25 protein-coding genes and 1 pseudogene are annotated in these 25221 nt (G+C 41.7%); 10 read left to right on the top strand and 16 right to left on the bottom strand.

The genetic code is table 11. The annotated features are described in order from the left end of the window. The 3 genes from HWQ42_RS10600 to HWQ42_RS10590 all read left to right on the top strand — a co-directional run bounded on the left by HWQ42_RS10600 (position 1) and on the right by HWQ42_RS10590 (position 2377). A complete protein-coding gene (locus tag HWQ42_RS10600) occupies positions 1-198 on the top strand; it encodes a hypothetical protein (RefSeq protein WP_104907481.1) in 198 nt (65 codons plus the stop codon). A 61-nt stretch (positions 199-259) separates the two neighbouring features. After that, positions 260-517 carry a cytotoxic translational repressor of toxin-antitoxin stability system gene (locus HWQ42_RS10595; protein ID WP_174712487.1) on the top strand — a complete coding sequence of 86 codons (258 nt, stop codon included), beginning with the start codon at positions 260-262 and terminating at the stop codon, positions 515-517. 273 nt (positions 518-790) lie between these two features. Further along, entirely contained in the window at positions 791-2377 is a 1587-nt protein-coding gene (locus HWQ42_RS10590) for a glucose-6-phosphate isomerase (RefSeq protein ID WP_292811695.1), read from the top strand. Between the two features lie 293 nt (positions 2378-2670). On the opposite strand, the gene HWQ42_RS10585 is transcribed toward HWQ42_RS10590, so the two are convergent. From HWQ42_RS10585 to HWQ42_RS10575, 3 genes are all read right to left on the bottom strand, one after another. Next, entirely contained in the window at positions 2671-3330 is a 660-nt protein-coding gene (locus HWQ42_RS10585) for a Nif11-like leader peptide family natural product precursor (protein ID WP_292811692.1), read from the bottom strand. 635 nt (positions 3331-3965) lie between these two features. Next, a complete protein-coding gene (locus HWQ42_RS10580) occupies positions 3966-5819 on the bottom strand; it encodes a DUF1802 family protein (RefSeq protein WP_292811690.1) in 1854 nt (617 codons plus the stop codon). A 64-nt stretch (positions 5820-5883) separates the two neighbouring features. Continuing rightward, positions 5884-6537 (bottom strand): hypothetical protein, encoded by a 654-nt coding sequence (locus tag HWQ42_RS10575; protein WP_292811688.1) that lies wholly within the window; start codon positions 6535-6537, stop codon positions 5884-5886. A gap of 338 nt (positions 6538-6875) precedes the next feature. Here HWQ42_RS10575 and HWQ42_RS10570 point away from each other — a divergent pair, with 338 nt between their 5' ends. Both HWQ42_RS10570 and HWQ42_RS10565 read left to right on the top strand, forming a co-directional pair. Beyond that, positions 6876-7370, top strand: coding sequence for a hypothetical protein (locus HWQ42_RS10570; RefSeq protein ID WP_292811686.1), 495 nt, complete (start codon positions 6876-6878; stop codon positions 7368-7370). Positions 7371-7460: 90 nt separating this feature from the next. Beyond that, complete coding sequence (locus tag HWQ42_RS10565; protein WP_292740042.1) at positions 7461-7793, top strand: translation initiation factor; 333 nt, start codon at positions 7461-7463, stop codon at positions 7791-7793. A gap of 113 nt (positions 7794-7906) precedes the next feature. On the opposite strand, the pseudogene mdh reads toward HWQ42_RS10565, so the two are convergent. From mdh to HWQ42_RS10540, 5 genes and pseudogenes are all read right to left on the bottom strand, one after another. Next, positions 7907-8932: pseudogene (gene mdh / locus HWQ42_RS10560) on the bottom strand (malate dehydrogenase). A 100-nt stretch (positions 8933-9032) separates the two neighbouring features. After that, a complete protein-coding gene (locus HWQ42_RS10555) occupies positions 9033-9248 on the bottom strand; it encodes an NAD(P)H-quinone oxidoreductase subunit O (RefSeq protein WP_292811684.1) in 216 nt (71 codons plus the stop codon). Positions 9249-9320: 72 nt separating this feature from the next. Beyond that, the gene (locus HWQ42_RS10550) at positions 9321-10175 is read right to left on the bottom strand and encodes a DNA-formamidopyrimidine glycosylase (RefSeq protein WP_292811681.1); all 855 of its coding nucleotides are present in this window, start codon (positions 10173-10175) and stop codon (positions 9321-9323) included. 251 nt (positions 10176-10426) lie between these two features. Further along, positions 10427-10642, bottom strand: a complete 216-nt coding sequence (locus HWQ42_RS10545; protein WP_109011287.1) for a photosystem I reaction center subunit IV — start codon at positions 10640-10642, stop codon at positions 10427-10429. A gap of 283 nt (positions 10643-10925) precedes the next feature. Beyond that, positions 10926-11510 (bottom strand): PAP/fibrillin family protein, encoded by a 585-nt coding sequence (locus HWQ42_RS10540; protein ID WP_292811679.1) that lies wholly within the window; start codon positions 11508-11510, stop codon positions 10926-10928. A 244-nt stretch (positions 11511-11754) separates the two neighbouring features. Here HWQ42_RS10540 and HWQ42_RS10535 point away from each other — a divergent pair, with 244 nt between their 5' ends. Both HWQ42_RS10535 and mraY read left to right on the top strand, forming a co-directional pair. After that, positions 11755-11994, top strand: a complete 240-nt coding sequence (locus HWQ42_RS10535; RefSeq protein WP_292741310.1) for a DUF3134 domain-containing protein — start codon at positions 11755-11757, stop codon at positions 11992-11994. A 79-nt stretch (positions 11995-12073) separates the two neighbouring features. Next, positions 12074-13165 (top strand): phospho-N-acetylmuramoyl-pentapeptide-transferase, encoded by a 1092-nt coding sequence (gene mraY / locus HWQ42_RS10530; protein WP_292811677.1) that lies wholly within the window; start codon positions 12074-12076, stop codon positions 13163-13165. Between the two features lie 467 nt (positions 13166-13632). Here mraY and HWQ42_RS10525 read toward each other — a convergent pair whose 3' ends face one another. From HWQ42_RS10525 to HWQ42_RS10505, 5 genes are all read right to left on the bottom strand, one after another. Beyond that, entirely contained in the window at positions 13633-15384 is a 1752-nt protein-coding gene (locus HWQ42_RS10525; RefSeq protein ID WP_292811675.1) for a diguanylate cyclase, read from the bottom strand. Positions 15385-15525: 141 nt separating this feature from the next. After that, on the bottom strand, positions 15526-16032 hold the full coding sequence (locus HWQ42_RS10520; RefSeq protein ID WP_292811732.1) for a MogA/MoaB family molybdenum cofactor biosynthesis protein: 507 nt from the start codon (positions 16030-16032) through the stop codon (positions 15526-15528). Between the two features lie 105 nt (positions 16033-16137). Continuing rightward, entirely contained in the window at positions 16138-16479 is a 342-nt protein-coding gene (psb28, locus tag HWQ42_RS10515; RefSeq protein ID WP_194042354.1) for a photosystem II reaction center protein Psb28, read from the bottom strand. A gap of 103 nt (positions 16480-16582) precedes the next feature. Beyond that, positions 16583-17035 carry a D-aminoacyl-tRNA deacylase gene (gene dtd, locus HWQ42_RS10510; RefSeq protein ID WP_292741302.1) on the bottom strand — a complete coding sequence of 151 codons (453 nt, stop codon included), beginning with the start codon at positions 17033-17035 and terminating at the stop codon, positions 16583-16585. Between the two features lie 162 nt (positions 17036-17197). Next, positions 17198-18316: a GTP-binding protein gene (locus tag HWQ42_RS10505; protein WP_292811672.1), complete on the bottom strand. Its 1119-nt coding sequence runs from the start codon at positions 18314-18316 to the stop codon at positions 17198-17200. Between the two features lie 263 nt (positions 18317-18579). On the opposite strand from HWQ42_RS10505, the gene cysS reads away from it, so the two are divergent. The 3 genes from cysS (at position 18580) to HWQ42_RS10490 (ending at position 23148) form a co-directional block, all read left to right on the top strand. Continuing rightward, positions 18580-20025, top strand: a complete 1446-nt coding sequence (gene cysS, locus HWQ42_RS10500; protein ID WP_292811670.1) for a cysteine--tRNA ligase — start codon at positions 18580-18582, stop codon at positions 20023-20025. An 83-nt stretch (positions 20026-20108) separates the two neighbouring features. Further along, positions 20109-21548, top strand: coding sequence for a TldD/PmbA family protein (locus HWQ42_RS10495; protein WP_292811668.1), 1440 nt, complete (start codon positions 20109-20111; stop codon positions 21546-21548). A gap of 253 nt (positions 21549-21801) precedes the next feature. Further along, the gene (locus tag HWQ42_RS10490; protein WP_292811666.1) at positions 21802-23148 is read left to right on the top strand and encodes a TldD/PmbA family protein; all 1347 of its coding nucleotides are present in this window, start codon (positions 21802-21804) and stop codon (positions 23146-23148) included. 87 nt (positions 23149-23235) lie between these two features. On the opposite strand, the gene HWQ42_RS10485 is transcribed toward HWQ42_RS10490, so the two are convergent. The 3 genes from HWQ42_RS10485 to coaD form a co-directional block, all read right to left on the bottom strand. Next, on the bottom strand, positions 23236-23562 hold the full coding sequence (locus tag HWQ42_RS10485) for a Ycf66 family protein (RefSeq protein ID WP_292811662.1): 327 nt from the start codon (positions 23560-23562) through the stop codon (positions 23236-23238). Positions 23563-23807: 245 nt separating this feature from the next. Continuing rightward, positions 23808-24476 carry a DivIVA domain-containing protein gene (locus HWQ42_RS10480; protein ID WP_292811660.1) on the bottom strand — a complete coding sequence of 223 codons (669 nt, stop codon included), beginning with the start codon at positions 24474-24476 and terminating at the stop codon, positions 23808-23810. Next, complete coding sequence (gene coaD, locus HWQ42_RS10475; RefSeq protein WP_292811658.1) at positions 24386-24937, bottom strand: pantetheine-phosphate adenylyltransferase; 552 nt, start codon at positions 24935-24937, stop codon at positions 24386-24388. Before coaD ends, HWQ42_RS10480 begins: the two co-directional genes overlap by 91 nt. Positions 24938-25221 lie beyond the last annotated feature (284 nt).

Here is a 25221-nt window from a genome sequence, read left to right as displayed (position 1 = left end):
ATGAATTTGCTGCGACTTAGAATGCATCACTTAATCGAGCAGTTAGGCGATGACGATTTGCAAGATATTTGGAACGTTCTCGAAGCTTTACATTATGACTTTTATATGCTTAAAGCCATACAAAAAGTCAAGCGATCGCAGCAACCGTGGGATATTTTAACCCACGAAGAAGCGGTAAGACTGTTGATGTTTTTCTGATTCAGCAGCGCTTTTGAGCTAGTGACAGTGGCCCCTCAAGTTTTGGTGAAGGTAACGCCCAGTGAGTCTGGAAATGCGCTATGCCAGGTCTTTTTTGCTAGACCTGAAGAATTTAGAACCTGCCGCCTACGAGCGGGTGCATGATTTTGTTTTTATTGAGTTAGCCCAAAAGTGGCAACTGAGTGATCTAAAAGAACTGCGACAGCTTGATAATGAAGGCATTTTTCACCGCTTCACCCTGGATAATTACCTGATTGGTATAGAAATTAGGGGTGAAATTGTGAAATTTTTGCGTGTCATCCCTATGCCAGATGTTTAAAGTCAAGAGTCAATCAATTTTGGATTTTGGAATTGCGGATTTTGGATTTGTTCCACCCATGTTCGCTTTCTTGGCACGTTCGCGGTAGCGTCTGGTAAAGAAGTGCGGGGCATCAACCGAAATAATTTTTAATCTAAAATCTAAAATCTAAAATCTAAAATTGGCACGGTCAAGGGAACACTTAAAACTGTAAACTGTATAAGGCTAGGCAGGGATCGCTATAACCTTACATTAAACTGGTTTTTGAAATAACACTTTATTTGAGATTTCCCTATGGATGCTAGGGCACTTTGGCAAAGATACCAAAACTGGTTATATTTCCACGAGGGATTGGGACTGTACTTAGACATAAGTCGGATGCGGTTCGATGATGCCTTCGTGGATTCGTTGCGGCCGAAGTTTGACAAGGCGTTTGCGGATATGGCTCAACTAGAGAAGGGTGCGATCGCAAATCCCGACGAGAACCGCATGGTTGGACATTACTGGCTGCGAAATCCTGATTTAGCGCCAGCTCCAGAACTTACACAAGAAATAGTCCAAACCCTAGAACTAATCGAAGCCTTTGCGGAAAAAGTCCAAACAGGTGCTATTCATCCTCCCAGAGCAAGCCGCTTCACGGATATTATCTCCATCGGCATTGGTGGTTCCGCTCTCGGCCCCCAATTTGTCGCGGAAGCTCTCGCTCCTGATTTCCCACCCCTGAAACTTCACTTTATCGATAACAACGATCCCGCAGGTATCGATCGCGTTCTCAATCATCTACGGAATAGCCTCGCCAGCACTTTGGTTTTGGTAATCTCCAAATCTGGGGGAACGCCAGAACCTCGCAACGGCATGATTGAAGTTAAAAAAGCCTACGCCGGACACAATTTGGAATTTGCTCAATATGCGGTAGCAATTACCAGCGTTGATAGCAACCTCGATAAGCTGGCCAAAGATGAAGGCTGGTTGGCGAGATTTCCGATGTATGACTGGGTAGGAGGACGCACCTCAGAAATGTCCGCTGTAGGGCTAGTACCAGCGGCATTACAGGGCATTGATGTCCGTGCTATCCTAGATGGCGCAAAAGAGATGGATGACGCTACCCGCATCCCAGATGTGAAAAATAACCCAGCAGCCTTGCTTGCTTTGTCTTGGTACTTTGCAGGTAATGGAAAGGGCGAAAAAGATATGGTTGTCCTACCTTACAAGGACAGCTTATTTTTATTCAGTCGCTATTTGCAACAGCTGGTGATGGAATCCTTGGGTAAGGAAAAAGACTTAGACGGCAACGTTGTCCATCAAGGTATTGCCGTCTACGGCAACAAAGGCTCAACAGATCAACACGCTTATGTCCAGCAGTTACGCGAGGGTGTAGCGAATTTCTTTGCTACCTTCATCGAAGTGTTGGAAGATCGTCAAGGCCCATCCACTGAAATAGATCCTGGAGTTACATCAGGCGATTATCTTTCCGGTTTTCTCCAAGGAACCCGACAAGCGCTTTATGAAAATCACCGCGATTCGATTACAGTCACGATTCCCCAAGTTAATCCCCGAACTGTAGGGGCATTAATTGCTTTATACGAACGTGCTGTTGGTTTATATGCTAGTTTGGTCAACGTCAACGCCTACCATCAACCAGGAGTAGAAGCTGGCAAAAAAGCTGCCGCCTCCATTCTTGATTTGCAAACACGAGTGGTAGCAGTGCTACAAAAAGAAAAAACTCCCCTTTCTCTTGACGAACTCGCCGAGAAGGCAGGCGCATCAGACCAAGTTGAGGCAATTTACAAGATTTTGCGTCACATCCATGCCAATCAGCGGGGTGTAGTTTTACAAGGCAATCTTCAGAAACCCGGTAGTTTGACCGTTTCTGCTAGCTGATAGCTTTAGTCTAAATTCTCACATTTTGTCCAGAATTGTTGTCTCAACAATTTTTTATTGTGAAGCATCCTAAATAGAAGATATATCTTCTGTCTAGGATGCTTCGCTGTATGTATAGTTCGTAATTCGTAATGACGCTCTCTACGAGACGCTAAAAGCGTAGCTTGCTTCCCCGTAGGGGTACGCGGACTCGCTACCGCTGCGCTAACGTAATTCGTAATTAAGTTTCATAACTCAATACTGTTGAGTTAAGTATTGCTTTCTTCTCTTCCTTTACCTAATTACGAATTATTTTAATTATGAATTGCCATCAGGCGTTGATTAAAGTAACTCTTGGGTAAAAAACAGCGATCAGGTAAAAAAGGATTGTTGAGATTTTGACATAAGAAAGTACTGGGTTTATCCCGATGACAAAATGGTGGCACAATTCCCCAGTGTTCTGCTAGCCAAATCCAGTATCCTGTTTCAATTCTGCCATAGCTTGATACTGTGAGAATCTCTCCAACGCTGTTGTTAATAGATACTAAATTTGATGATGATTTGATGTCAATTAACAGCCAAGCTAACTCATCTACAGAAAAGTAATAGCCATTTTCGGCAGCGATGTCGATGAACTGCTGTGGCTCTTTAGCTATTAGTAATTCTTCTTTGAGAGATGGCGTTTTTTGTGCAAAATCAAAAAGATCCCAAATCTGTCTTCTCGTAACTAGAAACCAGCCAAGTTCTTCTGCGGTCAAATTATAACCGTTTTCTCTTGCTAACTTGAGAAACGGCTCAAGGCTATCGGTTTCTGCTAGTTGACTTTTTAACTGGAAAGTTTGCTCTACTAATGACAAGAAATCAATATTTTTTTGCCATGTAACTTTGTCAAAGTTTTTCTTAACTTTTATTTTTTCTTTCCAATAAATGTATTTATCTTCTTTAAGAAAGAAATTCCAAATTTGATAATACATGGGTCATCTTGCCTAAGTTTTCAACTTGTTAGAGGTTTGTGATTAATGAACACAAGTGTAGTAAGTATAATGTGTTTCTTCGACAGTACTAAACCCTTATCTCATGTAAATGAAATCACACAGTGACTAAGTGTAAATTTTCTGTAAAGTTTATTACTATAAAGAATAGTTACTGAGAAAAAGATAAAAGATTGCGATGCTTTTGAGTGGGCTGTGCCTAAGATTTTTATTGCTTCTCATAAAATAAAATTAAGTCAATAGATAGTATTAATTATTAATGAAGGAATTAACTGTAAAGCAATCTGCACTTCAGTTATTTTTAAACGAACCGCCTTTGCGCAGCGTCTCGGAGAGAAGACGCAGAGAACGCAGAGAGAAGAAAAGAGATATATTTTGCTACATTTAGTTAATAGGTAAATGGCGGAGAAAGTAAAAGCGATCGCCTGTATCTTCCTGTAAACTAAAGTTAAAGCAGCATTAAAAAATGGGGTTAGTGAATTATCGGGCTGGTATATTAACTTTGAGATAAATGCGATCGCACTTCAGTTATTTTTAAACGAACCGCCTTCTCTACGAGAGGCTTCCGCCAACGCGCAGCGTCTCGGAGAGAAGAAAAGAGATAGATTGTACTATCTTTAGTTAATAAGTAAATTGCGGAGAAAGTAAAAGCGATCGCTCTTCCAATCACTACCTTTAATTCGCCCCAAGTAGCCTGTTAAAGGTGAAGAAAGTTCAATCAGTAAATCACGAACTACTTCATCATTTAGCCGGGGATTATGAGTAGCATTGTAATGAGCGCGAATTTCTGTTATGAAACTATGATGTGTAGCTTTTGAAGTTTCGTTGTCTTGTTCAGAAAGTTCTTTGACTGCTGTGATAATCTGCGATCGCAGACTCATCTCTTTATAAACTTGGTCAATATATTTTTCTACTTCCTCATCAGATTGACCTGCTTTTAAATATTCTTTTAGCTTAAATAAGTCTATTGAGTTACGATGGTTGTTTTGCAATTTAACTAACTTCTCAAGCGTTTCTGGATTAATGATAGCCATATTGTGTACTTTTGCAGCGTCCTGTAGTTGGGTTGTTGCTTGACCAGGGCCGATAATTAATTTAGTGGCTTGATTAAAAAGGTCTGATCGGCGTAGTGTTCCCAAATTCAACAGTTGCACTGCGGTAGGATTGGGAATTTTTTTACCTGCTTTACACTCACCAAAAAGCGGATATGGTTTAGAACAAAATAAATCTAAACCACCAGCACCGCCTTTGTGAGCATAGTCAATCGTAAATCCTAGAAACTCTAAGCTATCACGCACTATATTTTCAAAATCTGTCCCAGCTTGATAATTATTTTTCCACTCATCTTCTTGTTTGCTACGATTACCCAATGCTGCAATATTATTTATCCAAGCTAAATCTGGATCGGGTTGCTTAATTAGCTTTTCACTACTCCAACCTAAGAATACTTTCATATCGTCATCTAATTGTTTAGCTGCTGGTTGGCTAATGCTTAGGGATGCGATCGCACTCTGCAATTCCTCCAATTCAAGATGTAGCGGGGGTTCTAGCTTTTCTAACTGGTGTTTGCGTTGGGCGAAGGTGCGATCGTTTAATACAGGCTTGGTTTCAGAAACATTCAGAGGTTGCGGTAATGCAAGAAACTGGCTATTTGATTTTATCGGGACTTCAATTGATTTAGGCAACTGGTATACTCGCAAATATGCCAAAAAAATATTTTGCCTAACTACTATTGGTTTGTAATCACCAATTAAGTTGAGGATTTGCCGTGCCGTAGTGAAGGATTCAGCCTCTTTATCATCTGCACTAACATTAGCTAAACCCATTGCATCTGCTTTGACCTGTGGTAGGCTGTTACCAGCAAGCCATCTAATAGCAAAAATTTCATAAGCTGGATCAGGAGATAGTGTCCATAAAATCGCTGTGATAATATCAGGATTCTCTAGATCAGGCTTGATACTAAGCACCTTATCTCGTAAAACTTCAACCACCTTGGGATTTTTGACTAATGCCCCAGGAAATTGATTTATTAGCTGTTGGGCTGTATAGTTTTTGTTGAAAGCTTCATTAATTAAAGCTGTTGCTAAGTACTGCCATTGACTAACATCTTGACTGCCTATTTGTTTAAGACTATTGGCTAGAGTAGTTAAGAATTCTGCTTTGATCCGGTTTAGGTTATTGCACTGACTCATGTAAACAAATAAAGCGCTCCCATCAACTTGTAACTGATGGCGAATTCGTCCGATAACATGGCTTTTTCCTAAACCTCTTTCTGCTGTAATTGTAATACCAACTACTTTCCTTTGTCCGCTACGAACTTTTTCAACCGCTTCATAAATAGCATCAGAAGCATGAGAATTTAAAGATGGTACATCAGGAAAACCTTGTCCCCAAACATTCTGATCTCTAACTACTAAGCGTCCCTGAAATGGGTTGTTTTTGCTGATAACATTAATTAAATCGTTAGACATAGATTTGAACTAGTTGTGTATGAGGGCTAGGAGAGAATTAGCAAAAATTACGAAAATTGCTGGATTAGTTTAAGAGTTTGGCATAGCAACGGAGTCCGCTGACTTCAGTAGTTACTGAGTCTTCAAGTTTGGCTGGGTCGTTATCTGGTAAACTTCCACCTTGAAGTTGTAAAATATCTTTCTCCTGCATTTCCAGCAACCACTCACTGAACTCTGTACGACTAACCCGATCGCCTATTTCTCTCCTGATGCGATAAATTGGCACAAGATCATCTAGGTTGTAGTTTTGGTTCAACTTGTCGTAGACTTCCAACGCCACTGACTTAAACTCGTCGTAAGATGCGATCGCGATCGCACCTTTAACCCCATTCACTGGTACATCTGCACCAACTACCGCAACATCAATCTGACTAATCCACCGCAACAACGCATTCGCCGCCCAAGTTCCGACAATTGTCCCTTCAAACTTAAAATCGCCATTTCTCAAACCCTCACCCAATACCTCTAAACCCTTGCCAGATGTCAGAGAATATCCCTTTTTGGAGATTGCGATCGCACCCTGCTTCTGTAATTCCTCGAATATGCCCTGATAATCTGCTACCTTTTGGCTTTTGGATACAATTCGCTTAGTGAGTTGACCCTTCTTAACTTCCTGCTGCATTCCTCCCAAATCCCACAAAGCCAAAAGAAGACGAGTGCTAGTGTTTTTTAATGTCATATTGAGTATATTTTTTGGCAGAAAGCATCATAGGAACTGTATCTTTCTAAGTTATTTATGCAGAAAAAATAACCGAGGAATTGCTGAATATTTCGGCGTTTCAGCTAAATAGACTCATAAAAAATCAACAATATATTTCCTTGGGATGAATACGATTTCTCTCAAAGGCGGGATGGAATACTTGAGAAAATCCACGAATATGAAAGAGAAACGCTGTAGCTGTGCAGTTGTAAATTGAGTGGTATATGTTTTTTCAAATCCAAGCGAAATAACAGGAATTCCAACTTTGTTTTTGCAACAGCAAGGCTTTTAGCAAATACAGGTGAGAACGAAATCCAATGAACACAATATATAAAGAACGTAAAATAGTTTCGCGTCTATTTGCAGTGCTGCTTTCGGCATTGTTAATGGTGCCCTTGCTGAGTAGCTGCGGAGGCGGTTCCCAAAAAGCTAATGTGCCACCACCAGTAGATGACACCATTGGTAGAACAGTAAGCGATCGCAAGACTGCAAGCCAAACTGAAGTTAAGAAAGGATTGGGTACAGGGCAAAAAGTGGCACTTTTGGCAGGAGCTGCGGCACTTTACTATATGTACAACCAACATAAAAATGCTCCACAAGAAGGAGCGCAAGGTAAATACTATCTATCCAAGAATGGGCGTGTATATTATCGTGATGCTGAACATCGCGCTCACTGGGTAACGCCACCATCAGAAGGAATTAGAGTACCAGAATCTGAAGCACAAAAATATCGGGAATTCCAAGGCTATAACCGAAGTGCTACAGGTCGCGATCTCACTGGTATAACTTCATCCGCAGCTCCAGCACTCTAGATCGGCGAAGCGTGTGTATAAAGCGGGTTTCCTGGAGGATAACGCCGATCGCGCCCGTCGGAAACACGAACTTAAATCAGGAGACAGATTATGGTAAATGAATTTTTCCGAAAGGCGAAAGACTTACTTTTGGGATCGAACAGCGATCAAGCCGATCAAGATGCCGAATTCCGCGATCGCGATGTACGTCCAGCCAGCGAAGATCCCTACGGCGATCCCGCAGACCCGGCATCTTACGGCGATGTCCGCCCAGCCAGTGAAGACCCCTACGGCGATCCCGCAGATATCTCATCTTACGGTAATGTACGTCCAGCTAGCGAAGACCCTTACGGCGACCCCGCCGACACAGGGGAGTTTGGTGATGTACGGCCAGCCAGCGAAGACCCCTACGGCGACCCCGCAGATCAGGATTCTCGCCGTTAACGCAAAACCAATCTGCTGATATTGGTTTTCATCGGGTGATGAATTTTGGAATAACAAATAAGGCAGTGGGATTTGAACCTACTGCTTTTTATTTTGACTACTATTTATACAAATTAAAAATTACGAATTATTTCCTGCGATCGCTCAATATTTTGACGCACAGATCGAGCCGAAGTATGCAAACCCTCTCTTTCTTCATCAGTCAGCGTCAATTCCAAAATATTCTCAATTCCACCGCATCCCAATCGGCAGGGAACACCAATTACAACATCATCTAAACCGTATTCACCTTGCAGATACGCCGCCACAGGCAACAACCGCGACTGATTTAATAATAATTGATTCTACCATCACACTAGTAGCCGATGCTGGAGCAAAAAAAGCACCACCTGTCTGCATCAATTCCACAATTTCGGCGCCACCGTTGCGAGTTCTTTTTACCAAGCGTTCAATTGTGGCTGCATCCAGCAATTCAGTAATGGGAATGCCGTTAACGGTAGCATAACGAGATCAAGGGAACCATTAAATCGCCGTGGCTACCCAATACCATTGCTTTGACATCAGCAGCTAAAACGCCCAATTCTAGGGCAATGAAGGTTTCAAAACGGGCGGAATCTAAGACACCAGCCATACCCATAATGCGATGTCTAGCGACAAGCCCCTTTGGTCTACGCGTGGTAAACCAGTTGCTTGCCAAGCCTAAATAAGTCATCACATCTAACGGGTTGGTGACGACAATAAAAATAGCATTAGGAGAATGAGCGATGTCTACGACGGGCTACGCCTACGCATTTTTTGCAGCTTCCACCACAATTTTGGCATTGGTTTTCAGCAAATCATCCCGACTCATCCCTGGTTTTCGGGGAAGTCCGGCAGTAATCACCACAATTTGAGAACCAGATGTATCAGCATAATTATTTGTGCCAATAATCTGGCGATTATGTATTTCAATTCCCCTGGCTTCCATCAAATCCAGCGCCAAACCTTGAGGCATATCCCGTAATAATATCTAGTAAAACTACATCTGCCAGGTTTTTCTCTGCAACCCGTTGAGCTAAAGTACTGCCAACCCTACACGCACCCACGATGGTGACACGAGGTAAATTACAGACAATTAGGAAGCTAGGGGAAGAAGACATAAATTAAGATGCGATTTTTATCAACAAGAATTCAGGAGTCAGAATAAATGCTGAATTCTGAATTCTGACTCCTGAATTATGACTTCTGAATTCTTTTTACTTATTTAAACTCTTCAAGTTGATCCACACGTAACCAAACATTTGGTGTTGGTACTTTCCCAAACTTAATCAGGGCGTAATCACCTTTGACATCTACAATTTCGCCCTTGGTTTCAAACAAATAAGAAGGAAAGCGAGGATCACTGGCTTTAGCCTCCAGACTGTTTTCTAGTTTCTCGCGTACAGCGCGAACCATATCACCTTTTTTGACTGCCATGAATTCCTCTCTCAAATTTCTAACGCCTTTCACCTGCATTTTAAAAGAGTTTCGAGTTAGAAGTAAAAACTCCTAACTTTTAACTCCCCGTAACGTTTGACACTGGGAGCAAAAATGACTAGATCGCCCAGCTAACCTAATCCGTTGAATTGCTGTACCACAAACTCGACAGGGTTCTCCAGCGCGGTTATAAACCCAGGCTACACCACCATAATTGCCGTTAGTACCTTTAACATTTAAGAAATTACTAAATGTCGTCCCACCAGCCTCAATACTGGTTTCTAACACTTGAATTATGGCTGTTCGCAAAAGTTCAATTTGCTTTAGCTGCAAATCTATACACAAGGTTTCAGGTAAAATCCCACTCTTAAATAATGCTTCATCAGCATAGATGTTACCTAATCCCGCCACCACCGATTGATCCAGTAGCGCAGTCTTAATTGGACGGCGGCGGTTTTGGAGTTTGTTTGCTAGATATTCAACAGTGAATTCTGGTGAAAATGGATCTGCTGCCAGTTTTGCCAAACCAGTCATAATACTTTCTACAGCAACACCAGGCGGAATCCACCATATTTTACCGAAGGTTCGCTGGTCAACAAAGCGTAATTCTTGGTGTTCCCCAAAGAATAATCTAACCCGCGTGTGCTTATGTAATGGTTCATCTCGATGCAGCCATAGGAGTTGACCGGTCATTCGCAGATGAACTCCTAGCCAGCCGGAAGACGAGGAGAGTTCAGCAAGGAGATATTTGCCGCGACGATGCCAAGTAGCGATCGCATTTTTTTCAATTCCATTAACAAACTCACCAACAGAAAACGGGTAGGCGATGGTGCGATCGAGCAACACATCTCCACCCGTGATTTCTTGGTTGAGGGTCAATTGATTTAGACCCCTTCGGACTGTTTCAACTTCAGGCAGTTCGGGCATTCAAGCTGAGTTAAGCAGGCAATTGTGATTTATTTGAGGGATCGAGGAAGAAGAGATGGGGTAGTAACTTACATAGCCGTAGATGGCTCGTATTACTACCCAAAAGAAACCGTAAATACCCGCAGGGCGGCTCTCATAGATTAGGGTAGGCTAGGACAAAGAATGAATGAACTGAAATTTTCAGACTTCATACTTCAGACTTAAGACTACCCTTCATCATCGCATCAAACAACCCCCTTGTAGCTTTGCTGCTATTTTTTCGGTGCTTTAGCCTTTGGTGCTTCAACCTCGACTAATTCATCCTGGGCAAAGTTGTTGGTATTGATACCAGCGTAATTGACCTTTTCAAAGCGGACAATTACAGGGTATTTGATGCCGCTTTGGTCGATGGAAGCCACAGTTCCTAGATCCTGAAACCAGTAGGATTCAGGGCGGAGAATACGTACTTTAGAACCACGTTGAACCATGATTATTTTCCCTTTTAGTTATCAATCGCCAATCTAGAGGGCTAATTGATTTCACTCTACAACCTCAAGGTCGCAGCAAGAGTCTTTGTTAAGTTATTTGTCTGAATTGGGGAGTGAGGATCGGGGACTAGGAACTGGGGAATGAGAAATGGGGTGAGCATTGAATATTAGTTATTCTTTCTCCCTTATCTCCCCAACCCAAATTTAAAACTGTATTAGACCCTACTTGACAAGGCACACGTTATAGCGTACCTTCGTTCGCAAACAGTTATTTTGTAGAAGCTTATGTTTTAGTTAAGACAAACACACTTCCCTCATTACCTCTGCCGATCCGTAGGTCGTTATCTATATAAGTGATATCTAACCAGCCTTGCTGTTTGTCACTCTTGATGGCAAGATCAATTCCGGGAAATTTTCTACCTTCTTCAATTTGTTGGATAAAAGTTACCGGAGAATTGTATTCTATTAAACGTTGTAAGCCGATAATAGAACGCTCAAATTTCACTTGGACACGCCGACCTGAAACTGGCTCAAATTTAGCAGCAACGCTGACTAATCCTTCTAAATAAGGTAAGCCAAAAATCTCAGCTATGTTGTAAACACTGGTAGTCTCTACCCGGATATACTGATAGATTTGACCCAGTTTACATAAAGGTAAACGATCTAAGTTTAAAAGAGCCTTGCTAGTGGTGTATAGTAATCGCCAATTGCCATCTAGCAAATTACTAGCTTCCACGGGACGGGGTGTAGGATTAAAGTCTTCTAAATTCGCGATCGCTGCTAAGATAGCCTGTTTCTGTTCTTCGGTCGCCAGTAGACCGCGATTTGTACCAGCGATCGCATCGATAAGAGCCGCTTTTCCCATCATCGCCTGTCACCTCAAAAATCACTCACTTTCCATCAGCATAAACAAGATATTAATGACATATATGTAGAGCCATAAAAATTACTAAGAATCGCTTGAACTAAGCCTTATGCTTATTAAATAAAAAAAATTCTATCTGAATGCGGATTTATCAACTAAAGGGTTGAAAAGATAACTAAATTAATCCGTGTCAAGTGATAGACTCTAAATGTCAACTTACGTAAACCTTTTCTTGCCCTGACTCGATATGTTGAACTCTCCATTACGTGAAGCAGCTCGTAATCAACGAGCCGATGTCATCCCCCTAAAGCCAGAGTCCTCTTTGTTGGACTGGTTACAAAACAACGGCCGCATCATCGCGCGTGACGTTCACGAACCGGATTTTCAAGCTGACGAAGAAGGAATAGACTCGCTAATGGGTGTAGATGATGGAATTGGCTACGACCTCGATGATGATGATGACGATATAGGAATCGCTGAAGATTAGCCTTTTCAGGCTAGGGACTTGGTAGTATCCCTAGTTACTAGTATTCAATTTTATAAGTGTGGAGTGAAGGGAAACTTCTGTGGACGCTAAATTATCTCCTGAGCAAGGATTAAACATTTCTGGAATCGCTCTAGCCTCTTTATTAGCCGTAGGGCTAGGTACAACAGCATTTTTCTTGGATTCGATGGCCAATCGGCTACCGTGGCAAAGTATGTCGCTAACTCTGCCACTACTGTTGTGTGCGTTGGGTTCAGGTGTGGTGGGCTATTGGGTAATACCTTTACTTCAAGCACTTAAAACTGGACAAATAATTCGCGAAGATGGGCCTCAAGCTCATCTCAGAAAGGCAGGCACTCCCACAATGGGCGGTATATTTTTTATACCTGTATCTGTGCTGCTTGCCTGTATATTGTCTAACTTTTCTAAAGAGGTGCTTGCAGTTTCGGCTTTGACAATCAGCTATGGATTGATTGGCTGGCTCGACGATTGGCAAATTCTGCGCCGGAAATCAAATAAAGGTATATCTCCCCGCACAAAACTAGCTTTGCAGGTGAGTTTTGCGGCTGTGTTTTGTCTATGGCTGATGTTTAATCAACCTTCTAATATTACAAATATTGCTTTGCCTTGGGTGAGCTTCACACTACCATTAGGATTCCTATTTTGGCCTTTAGCGGGTTTTGTACTAGTTGCAGAAAGTAATGCGACTAATTTAACAGATGGTATTGATGGCTTGGCAGCAGGAACAGTTGCGATCGCACTTTTGGCATTAGGTGCTTTAGTCGCCCCAACAGCACCAGGATTGATGGTTTTCTGTGCTGCTTTAAGTGGCGGGTGCTTAGGTTTCTTAGCCCATAATCGCAACCCAGCCCGCGTTTTTATGGGAGATACTGGTTCCCTTGCGCTGGGAGGAGCTTTAGCTGCTGTAGCACTATTGACAAACACCTTAGTAGTCCTGTTTATTCTCAGTGGTATCTTCTTCGTAGAAACCCTTTCGGTGATGGCACAGGTAAGTTATTACAAAGCCACGAAGGGCCCCGATGGCAAAGGTAAACGTCTCTTCAAAATGGCACCCTTACACCATCATTTGGAACTTACTGGCTGGTCAGAATTGCAAGTGGTTGGAGTGTTTTATATAATCGCTGCTATTTTGGCTACCATCTGTTTAGCGTAGGCGCAGCCCGCCGCAGGCATCGCTCCATTCTGAATGTTTTAAAAACTGCTTGAATATAAAAAACAACTCCCACATCTTCAGGGAGTTGTTTTTTTATAGGATAAATTTATAAGTTTCTGATTTCTATGCCAACTGAAGCACAAAGGAAAGGTATGGAGTCACGTCGCTTCTCTTCGAGACGCCAAGGGCGAACGCTCCGAATTCAAAATTCAAAATTCAAATTAATGATCCCCATAAATAAATTTAGTTGCTCTATAAACGGACTTCGTATTTCTTGCGCCCTTCGGGTTCACCAGTCGCCTACGGCGGGAAACCCGCCTACAGCGCTGGTTCACTGTGCCACTCTTTATACATTTTTTTGCTTCTCTATAAATAAATTTAGTTGCTCTGTATCCTTTTCGTTTTTGGTCAATCTAAAATCTAAAATTGTTTGACCGCTTGCGGTGTTCTGAATTCTTTATTCTTCTTCAATTATAGGTATTTACATATTCCCTAACTCGATTCTTCCCTGTTCTCTTTGCTTCAAGCATCGCTTGATTAGCTCGATTTAGAAAATCCTTAACTGTAATTCCTGGTTCTGATACAGCTATTCCAAAAGAAGCGGTGATGCTTTGGAGGATCTGATCGCCGTCTCTCAATTGCATTTGTTCAACATCTAGCCTTAATTGTTCTACTCGCTTCCTGAGCGTTTCCAACGTCATATTAGGCATCACAATCACAAATTCTTCACCACCCCATCTGCAAGCAATGTCAAAGGAGCGAATAGATTTTAAAAGTAACTTTGCTAATCCCTGGAGAACAATGTTGGCAGTCACATGTCCATAACGCGAGTTGTAAGACTTGAAGTTATCGATATCAAGAAAAATAATACTAAGAGGTTGTCCCGATCGTTCAGCTTCTGCTAGCCTTTGTTCCGTTATGCTTTGCATATAGCTTTGATTGAATAATTGGGTCATCCCATCCCGCAGGCTATCATGGGTTAGACGTTGTTTTATCGATAAATTATTCAGTGCAATGCCTAATGTTCTAGCAATAATTTCAGTAGTTTGTTGATCTTCTGGACTGATTTCTTCAAGTGCATATATGTGTAAAATTCCAACTACTTCGCCTTGTCCAAACAGTGGAACACACAAATGTGTACCGCTAACTGGCTGTATTAAGTGACCGCACATTAGTCCTGAATTCTCAGGCGAGAAAATGTTTAATTTTCCTCTTCGCAATGCCCAACAATCAGATAGTGAAAATATTTCTTTACTGCTTCTTTCACCTCCCCAAATACTATTAATCTGAACATAATTCTTGGAATTAGAAATTATACAGACACAACCACTCATATTAGGAAATAGCTTAGAACAAGTTAAAGCGACTACTTGATATACTTCATCTTTAGACTCGCAGGAATAAAGCATATCCGTCATATCTGAGAGATATATAAGTTCTCGTTTTTTTGCCTCTAATTCTAGTGTTTTTTCTTCTAGCTGCCGATTTAGGTCACTGAGCGATCGCTGTGCTTCTATGGATTCTGTAATATCGATACTGATCCCACCGATGCGGTAAGCACCCGTTGCGTAATCGCTAAACGGAAACTTAAATGATAGCCAGTAGCACGGCTGATTATCACCAGGTATTTTTACCTCTTCAATCAGCTTCAAGGGGCGTAGAGTCTTCAAAACAACTCGATCGTTTTCCATTACCCGCTGCGCCTCTTCTGGATCTGGCAAGAATTCACTATCCGTTTTTCCCAGCCATTCTTGTGGATCTACCGAAAATCTAGACTGTAGCTCCTGATTGTAGTAAAGCACTCTAGATTGCTCATCTTTGATATATGCTGCAAAGGGGCCCTGATCTAGAAATAGCTGTTGTATCTGCTGGCTACGTTGCAGTTCGCGGGTATCTTCTTGAGATTTGGCGATCGCTTTTACAATTTGATAAGAGGTTGGCGTTAGGTAGAGTAAGGCAGATAAGGAAATAAACGCCATTACATCAAGTACAGCTAAATGCAGCAGGGACACTGCCATATATGGCTCAAAAATCGCCAAAAAGTGATGAAATCCGCAAAATAGTACAAATCCACCTGATAAGAAAAAGGCTAGCCAAAACTTAGAAGGGATAGTTGCCTTAGTTTTGGCAAAGAAAATCCCTATTACTATGGGTATACCAAAGTATGAAAATGCAGTGATGCTGTGAGCAATTATGCAGTTCCAGTAAATAGGTTCCATTACTGACCCGATATTAATATTTCATCCGTTTGACTATAATTCTAGGTAGCCTTAATATGTAACGATAGAAAGGATGATTTCAGTGCCTCATGCCTTAGTTTTACAAAAATTATCTGGTAACTATGTGAACTGCTGCTCATTTCACCTCTTAGAAACCTGACTTACCAAGTGAGTGAGTTCGGGCAAAATGAGTTTTTCCATTGCCAGTCGCACAGCATTACTAGAACCAGGAAGCGAGAAGATTAATTTATTTTGATAAACACCAGCAACAGCGCGAGAAGCGATCGCCCGCGAACCAATTTCTTGATAACTTAAAAAACGAAATAACTCACCAAATCCCGGCAAGGTTTTCTCCAGTAACTTCTCAATGGCATCGTAGGTGGTATCTCGTGGTGCAATACCTGTACCACCATTGAAAATTACAGCATCCAAATTTGCGTTTTTACCTAGATTTTCTATCTGCCCTTGAATTTCTATTGGTTCATCTTTGATAATCGTGTAAGCTCCTACAGCATGGTTAGCGCCAAGGAGTAACTGCTGAATTAGCTGGCCACTTTTGTCTGTTTCCAAAGTGCGCGTATCGCTGACAGTAACTACAGCACAAGTTACTAAAACTCCAGGCGAGTCTGGATGGGGTTGTGGCATTATATGTCACTCATGAACTTTTAATAATGGATAATTGGGCATGGTAAATGGCGCATTGACAGTTACCGATGCCCGATGCCCTATGCCCGATGCCCTATGCCCTATGCCCTATGCCTCATTTTTGCTCAGTCCCAGATCGTTTTCTTCAGCATACCGCTCCATGAAGCGCATAAAGCGCTCCCATTCTTGGGCAGATTTCATTACATAAAGTGCTTCTAATTCTTCCGGTTTCCCGTTAATAAATTTAGCTTTAACTTCACGGGTAATTATCTCGCCTTCTTCGTCAATCAAGTACATTCCGGTAATATCTTCGGTAGTACCTTGATCTAAAATTTTCGGATTCGTAAAAATAAAGGTCGCTGTACCACTATCCCCAGTGCGCGATCGCGTTAAGCGCACATCTGGAGTTACCTCTTCGTCAAGACCTCTAGAAAACTGGATTTTCGCCATGATGAATGAATTTAAACTTTGGTGATGGTTAATTTAATATTCTCTCATCAATTAGAACACCACGGTCTAGAGGCTACTGTGATTCAGTTTTTAGTGTATATACTTAAATCGCTTCTTTTTCCAGTAACAAAGTTACGGGGCCATCGTTTTCGATGATAACTTGCATCATTGCACCAAATTTACCTGTTTCCACTTGCAACCCGCTAGCTCTTAACTTTATAACAAAACGATTATACAAATCTTCTGCAGATTGGGGAGCCGCTGAACGGTCAAAAGAAGGACGGCGACCTTTGCGACAGTCACCATAAAGTGTAAACTGACTGACTACTAACAAATCGCCGCCAATTTCTTGTATAGATTTTTGCCAGCGATCGTTTCCTTCTTGGTCAGGAAACAGCCGCAATTCTAAGCATTTACGCACCATCCAGTCGATTTCAGCATCAGTATCTGTATTGGCTATACCTACGAGCAGATTTAGCCCCCGCCCAATTTTGCTGATAATTTCATCATTAACTGTAACTTGAGATGATTTGACTCGCTGGATAACAACGCGCATTTTAATCAGAACATTTATCAACGTTTTGATTTTAGAGCAATATATAAAAACTAAAAACAACCATTTTCCATTGCTCAAAATTGATGGCTCCGCCATTGAGAATGCATTCCCAGGTGGAACCTGGGAACGAGTATTAAACTCTTAACTCCTAACTCCTAACTTTTATTTGCCAAACCCTTTACCGCGAGAGGTTGAAGGTAGACAAATGCATTTTTCGAGTTGACTAATTAAAGCCTCACGATCCAAATTTTGACCAATCAGCACTAGTTGGTTTTTCAATTGACCTTGCCATTCATCATCATCCAAGGTGAAGCGTTTGCCACAAAGGTGGAAAATATGACGCTTCGGACTTTCATCAAACCACATAATCCCCTTGGCTCGAAAGATGTTTGAGGGTAGCTGGTTATCTAAGAAATACTGAAACTTCCTAATAGAAAAAGGCTTGTCACTTTGGAAAGAGATGGAAGTAAAACCATCATTTTCTAAATGGTCAGAATGGTGGTGATGATCGTGGTGATCGTGGTCATGATCGTGATGGTCGTGACCGCATGTTGAGTGGTCATGATCATCATCATGATCGTGATGTTCATGATCGTGATGGTCGTGTTCATCAACCACTGTGTCAAAATATTTATCCGACTCAAACAGACCAACACTCAAAATTAAAGGAAGTGGGACTTGCGATCGCGTAGCGCGAATAATTCTTGCTCCTTCCTTGACTTCGTTAATTTTTCTTTCTAACTCGTTCAAAGTGGCTTCATCAACCAAATCAGCCTTGTTCAGCACAATTACATCACCATAAGCAATCTGGCTGTATGCTGCTTCCGAGTTAAATAAATCTAGGCTGTAATTGGCCGCATCTACCACAGTAATAATCGAATCCAAGCGGGTTAAATCCCGCAATTCTGTGCCCAGAAATGTTAAAGCTACTGGTAGCGGATCTGCCAATCCGGTTGTTTCCACTACTAGATAATCTAGATTTTCTTGGCGTTCTAAAACTTTGTAAACTGCATCTACTAAATCATTATTAATAGTGCAGCAGATACAACCATTATTTAGCTCCACCATGTTCTCACCAGTGGAAACAATTAGCTCGTTGTCGATGCCAATTTCGCCAAATTCATTCACGAGAACAGCGGTTTTCAAACCCTGTTGGTTGTTGAGGATATGATTGAGTAAAGTCGTCTTGCCACTACCGAGGAAACCCGTAATAATTGTTACTGGCATTCCTTGTTTGGGCGTATCCATTGCCGAAGATTCGGATGTAACTGCTGATTGCATAGCGCTGTTATCAAATAATCAAAAAATAGTAATGTAGCGCAGATAGTCCAGAAAACACTAGCATCGCAAGGCGGAAGTCAAAAGTTAACACTGAGCGAAGTCGAAGTGTCAAAAGTCAAAAACCCTTGATTTCTAAGCTTTCGAGATTTTGTCCAATAGTATGTTGATTTCCGCCGTGACGTACTAGCATAGGGATGCTGGACTGTCATCCCAGCTGCTTTACCCTATTATTACGTATCTTCTTATTTCAGCATTACTCTGTTATGACCCTAACACTTTACAATACCCTCACCCGTCGTCAAGAACCGTTTGAAACAGTCGAACCAGGCAAGGTTAAGATGTATTACTGCGGGGTGACGGTATACGACTACTGCCATTTGGGTCATGCGAGAGCTTGCATTGTTTGGGATGTAATCCGCCGATATCTCCAGTTTATCGGCTATGAAGTCCGATATATCCAAAATTTTACTGATATTGATGACAAGATTCTCAATCGAGCTTGTCTTGAACATTCATCGATGGAAGCCGTAGCCGATCGCTTTATCAAAGCATATTTTGAGGATATGGCGCGGCTGGGAATCAAAGAAGCTGATGAATATCCCCGCGCTACCCACACGATGAATGGCATTCAGCGGTTAATTCATGAGTTGGAAAATAAAGGTTTTGCTTACCCCTCTGACGGTGATGTGTATTATGCAGTACGAAACTTTTCTGAGTATGGCAAGCTATCGGGACGCAAATTAGAAGATATGCAAGCGGGTAAAAGCGATCGCGTCAACATCGAAGATCCAGAGTATCAGAAAAAGAAAGACCCCTTTGATTTTGCTTTGTGGAAGGCAGCAAAACCGGGAGAACCCGCTTGGGAATCACCTTGGGGCGCAGGTCGTCCGGGGTGGCATATAGAATGCTCGGCAATGGTGCGCGATCGCTTGGGTGATACCATCGATATTCATGCTGGTGGTGCTGACTTAATTTTTCCCCATCACGAAAACGAAATTGCCCAATCTGAGGCTGTGACAGGAAAACCCCTAGCGCGTTACTGGTTACATAACGGCATGGTGAAGGTAGATGGTGAAAAAATGTCCAAATCTTTGGGTAATTTTACCACTATTCGAGACTTACTGGATCGAGGAGTTGACCCGATGGCAGTGCGGTTGTTCGTACTGACTGCTCAATATCGCACACCAATTGATTTTACTGATGAAGCGATCGCCGCAGCAACCAATGGCTGGCACACCATTAAAGAAGGGTTATTGTTTGGCTATCAATACGGCAAAAAACTAGGCTGGGGAGTGGGAACTGCTTCACTACTCGCTGAAACTGTTGAACGCTTTCAAGAAACCGTAAATAACGACTTTAATTTTCCTGGTGGGTTAACAGTGCTGTTTGAATTAGCCAAAGAACTGCGCCGTGAGGGAAATATTATTGTGCATGAAGGGAAAACCGAAACGTCAGCAGAGGAGTTACATCGGCAATGGCAAACTCTCGTCACATTAGCTGGAGTCTTGGGTTTAGAAGCCGAGATAGAAGCCGAAACTCAAACAAGTAATGGTTTAAGCGATGCGGAAATTGAGGCGAAAATTCAGCAAAGGCAAGAAGCACGTAAAGGCAAGAATTTTGCCGAAAGCGATCGCATTCGTGACGAACTTCAAGCAGAAGGTATTACGCTAATTGATAGTCGTGATGGCACGCGCTGGCATCGGAATTAAGGAGTAGGGAGTGGGTAGTAGGGCGAAAATTCCCCATTCTCCATTCCCCATTCCCCATTCCCCATTCTTTATTCCCCAAAATTATGTGGTCTGAACTCAAAAAAGCGATCGCTAGTTTCGATATACCCGCTGATTGGATTGGTATTAGAGCCGTAAAGGAGACTTCTACTACCCGTTCAGTCCGTGACGCCTTACCCCAACTAAACGGCAAATCCTTCACAGTGGGAGCCATGCTGGAAGTTTTAGTAAATGGCTGTCTGGGTTATGCAGCTACTAACTCTCTAGAACTATCTTCCCTTCAAACTGCTGCTCAAACAGCCTATAACCAGGCACTAGCAGCCAGTGAATGGTGGATACATCCCTTCCGTGAAAGTGAGCGCCCTAAAGTTGTTGGTGAATATAAATCTCCATTTCTTGAGCCATTCGATTCTCTGAGTCCAGGGGAAATCAACGATTTGCTGGTTCGTATTTGCCAAACGCTCAAAGTTGACGACAAAATTGTGCAAACCATAGCTAGTGCCAGCACAATCGAGAGAGAATCTTGGTTTGTTAGCAGCAACGGCTCAGAAGTATATCAAAAAATACTATCTATAGGCACTAATTACGGAGCCACTGCCCAAGATGGAGCAGTTGTACAGCAGCGCAGCAACAACGGCTCGCAAGCAAACTGTTACCAAGGCGGACTCGAACTATTAAAACAAGAAGATTTATGGCATCGGGTGCGGCAAATAGGCGAACAAGCAATAGAACTATTGACAGCAGAAGAATGCCCAACCACCCGTACCAATTTAGTTTTAGCTCCAGATCAAATGATGCTGCAAATCCATGAAAGTGTCGGGCATCCCCTAGAAATTGACCGAATTTTGGGAGATGAGCGTAACTATGCTGGCGGCAGTTTCGTTAATAAAAGCGATTTTGGCAACCTAGTATATGGTTCGCCGTTGATGAATATTACCTTTGATCCTACTGTGCCTGGTGAATTTGCCAGTTATGGCTTTGATGATACCGGTGCTGTAGCAACAAAGGAATATTTGGTTAAAGAAGGTGTACTGCAAAGGGGTTTAGGCAGTCTAGAGAGTCAAGCCAGAGCAGGTGTAGCAGGAGTTGCCTGTGCCCGTGCTTCCTCATGGAATCGGCCAGCGATCGATCGCATGGGTAACTTGAATTTAGAGCCTTTAAACGGCACTTTTGAAGACATTATTGGCGGGATAGAACACGGCGTTTACATGGAATCTAACCGTTCTTGGTCAATTGACGATCGCCGCTACAAATTCCAATTTGGTTGCGAGTACGCTAAATTAATTGAAAACGGTAAACTTACTAAAACTCTCCGTAATCCCAACTACCGCGCCACAACACCAGAGTTTTGGCATAGTTTAATTAAAGTCGGAGATGCTACAAACTGGCAGATGTATGGTACTGCTTATTGTGGTAAAGGAGAACCAAATCAGGCCATTTGGGTAGGACACGGTTCACCTGTCTGTGTATTTGCTAATGTCGAAGTTTTTGGTGGAGGAACTTGAAAAATACAAGAGTTAGGAGTTAGGAGTTGGTAGTTAGGAGTTTTGAATTAAGTAGGTAGGCATAATTAACATAAAATAAAACCCTAGCTCGTAGTGAGCGATTCATTGCTCAAAAAAAGGATTATCAGGACTTTAGTCCTTACTACAAACTTTAATTTATTTACGCCTAGCTACTTATAAAAATTCTTTTAACTCTTAACTCCTAACTCCTAACTTTCTCCCTCTCTCTATTCCCTATTAATATTTAATATCCATGAAAATTGAGGAATTATCTGCGTTAGAAGTCAGCTTTAATCGACTGATTGAAAGTCTGCTGATTAAAAAAGCAGAAGATGAACAATTCACTGTGAGACTCAGCAGTGAAATAAGTCAATTTACTCGTTTTAATCATGCAAAAGTGCGGCAAACTGGTTGTGTTGCTGATGGTTGGATAGAACTGACTTTGATGCAAAATCAGCGCAACAGTGTTCGGCAGTTTCCCTTTACTGGAAATTGGGAGATAGACTGGCAATTAGCATATACTGCTTTGCAAGAACTACGTGACGAACTTATTCTACTACCCATCGATCCATATTTAGTTTTGCCATCAGGAAATAATATCAGTCGAGAAATACATTCTGGAAATTTATTGGCGGCTGAGGCAGTAGTACCAACTGTGCTAGAACTAGTTGCTGAATTGGATTTTACAGGAATATATGCAGGAGGAGTAGTAATTAAAGCTTATGGTGATTCTAGCGGTCAAAAGCACTGGTTCGCTACTGATTCTTTTACCTTAGATTATTCTCTATTTTCCCCATCTGGACAAGCAGTTAAAGGGACGTTTGCCGGGAGTGATTGGAATGAATCTAAATATATAGCCAAAATTAGTGAAGCTAAAAAACAACTACAATTGCTTGCTCACCCAACTAAAGAACTGCCACGTGGACAGTACAAAACTTATTTTGCACCTGCTGCTGTTGCAGATTTATTATTGATGCTTTCTTGGGGAGCAATAAGCGAAGCTGATATCCAACAAGGAAACAGTGCTTTAGCTGCTTTATCGCGTCAAGAAAAACAACTTTCTTTAAGATTTAGTTTAAAAGAAAATTTTCAACGGGGATTAGTGCCGCGATTTAATGAATTGGGAGAAATGGCAGCACCGGAGTTACTTGTAATAGATAAAGGATATTTGGTAAATACTCTGGTGAATTCTCGGACTGCTAAGGAATATCAAAAGATTGCCAACGGTGCTAATGGTTCAGAGACTTTACGAGCGCCAGAAGTGAGTCCGGGAAATTTAGTATTTGAGCAGATTCTTCCAAGTTTAGATACAGGATTATATGTATCAAATTTGCATTACTTGAATTGGAGCGATCGCCACACTGGTAGAATCACAGGTATGACCCGCTATGCTTGTTTTTGGGTAGAAAATGGAGAAATTATCGCACCCATTGAAAACTTACGTTTTGATGAAAGTCTGTACCGCTTTTGGGGAGAAAACTTAGTAGATTTGACTAATTTTCAAGAATTCATTCCCGAAGTAGGTACTTATGATAGTCGCCAACTTGGAGGTAGTTTAGTTCCCGGTATGCTAGTGGAAGATTTTACATATACTTTGTAGTCATATTGTGTAAAAATACTCTATTTTTGCTAGAGACGCGTTAGCGAAGCCCACTCTAAGTTCACGTCTCTACAAAAAATTATAAAATCATCTATCTCTGTAAACTGCATTAATTACAATATCTTTGACGCTCAGGTAAAGAATTAATAGCAATAATAAAAATTGCTCAAATTGAAGAACTGGATCTAAGCGCCAACCTTGATAATACAAGATTGTTCCACTTAACAACATTATAATTGGCGTAAATATAAGTTGAATAATGTAAAGGGCTAAAGCCCAACCTCTAAGCCTGGTTCCACGTTGGGATAGCCAAGCTACTGTTAAAATCAAGTAAATAATTGCCCAAAGCAAATAAATAATTCCAATTAAACCAGCTATATTTAATCCAAAATTCACTTGAGCGAAAGTAAGCATTTATTAAAAATCCTGCTTAATTACAAGCTAAAATTTTAAATTTATTACTAGTACAAAACGGCGGAAATAAACCAATCATTCCAAATCAACGAAACCCTTATGCTATATTCATTTTTAATTTTTAATTTTTAATTCCGCCTTGCTGTACTAGGTAGATTCCCTAAAATTACTCCTTCATGAAAATTGTTGGGTTAAGCAATAGCGAAACCCAACCGACAATTTTTCCTCATCTCTCGTTAGAACCTCTATTTTTTCTTACCTGGAGGTGAATTGCGCTGGGTGAGGTTATCAATCTGCAATTGTTGCCGTCCGTTGGTGATAATTCGCAACATATCTTTGAGATCCTGCTCGATATTTCCCAAAATGCCATCGGCATAAGCATCAGCACCATCTTCAATTTCTTGAGCTTGAGCGATCGCAGTTTGTCGCATCAGCTCTAACTCTTGCTGACAAGCATACCGCTTGCGGTCAATCTCGGCGAGGGTTTCTTGCATTATTCCCTCACACTCTTGTTGCACTTGTCGCCGCAGTTGTTCAGCTTCTTGTTCCGCCTGGTGAATAATATCGCTTTCAGCTAAAATTTGCGCTCTTTTGGCTTGTGCAGCCTCAACAACCTGCTGTCCATACTCTTCCGCTTCCAGCAGAATTTCGTTCTTTTGGTCGAGAACTGCTGCTGCTTCTTGAAAAAGTGATGGTAAAGCCAGCCGGATGTAATCAAGCTGATCTAGCAGCTTTTCTTCATCAATGAGTGTGCGTCCCGTTAGCGGAATTCTGAGACTAGAGAGAACCATTTCCTCTAGGCGGTTGAGTTCCTGCTGAATATCTATGCTTCCCTCTCCACCGAGATACTCTTGAGGGGGGGGATTGCTTCCGTTGAGATTGGGTTCAACATTGGAGATTTCTGATTGTAGCATTGGTATATATCTAGGGCAATGTGTGGGGGAACGAGATGATCGATAGAGCCACCAAACCTTGCAATCTCTTTTACCACACTACTACTTAAAAAACTATACTCATTTGAGGTTGCGAGAAAAACTGTTTCTATTTGGGTAGAAAGAGTTTTATTGGTGTGAGCCATTTGCAGTTCCACTTCAAAATCTGACACAGCTCGTAAACCCCGGATCAAAACTTGTGCTTGTCGCATTTGGGCATAGTTGACGGTAAGACCATCAAAGCTGTCTACTTCTACATTAGGTAAATGTTCTGTAGAAATACGGATCTGATCTAGCCGTTGCTCGACACTAAAAAGTGGCATTTTGTTAGGATTCCGTAGTACAGCGACAATCACCCGCTCAAACAGCCGACTACCGCGCTGGATAAGATCGAGGTGTCCCAAGGTAATGGGGTCGAAGCTACCAGGATAAATAGCAATCACAATTTTAAATATATCAAAGTTGTTTAGGTGATTATATCGAAACCATTTTGTGTAACTTACTCAAATCTACCATCTTGCGCTCTCGGTAAGGATGGTAAACTCAATTGTTTTAGTGGCACAAGTTATGCTCAACTAGCCGTTAGGAACTAGACTCCTAAATATGAATACTGGATTTTTACCTATGTCCCCACAATGTTGTGGAAGATTCAAGTGTAGTTACAGTATTCAAGACACAAGAAACTCCGTACTTAGCAAAGTGCGCGGGTAGTTAACGAACTTTTCTA

Origin of the sequence: Nostoc sp. JL23 (assembly GCF_017115065.1) — a bacterium.
Classification (GTDB): Bacteria; Cyanobacteriota; Cyanobacteriia; order Cyanobacteriales; family Nostocaceae; genus Nostoc; species Nostoc punctiforme_A.
Note: the sequence above shows the minus strand (reverse complement) of the source record. Positions and strands in the feature narration are given on the sequence as shown.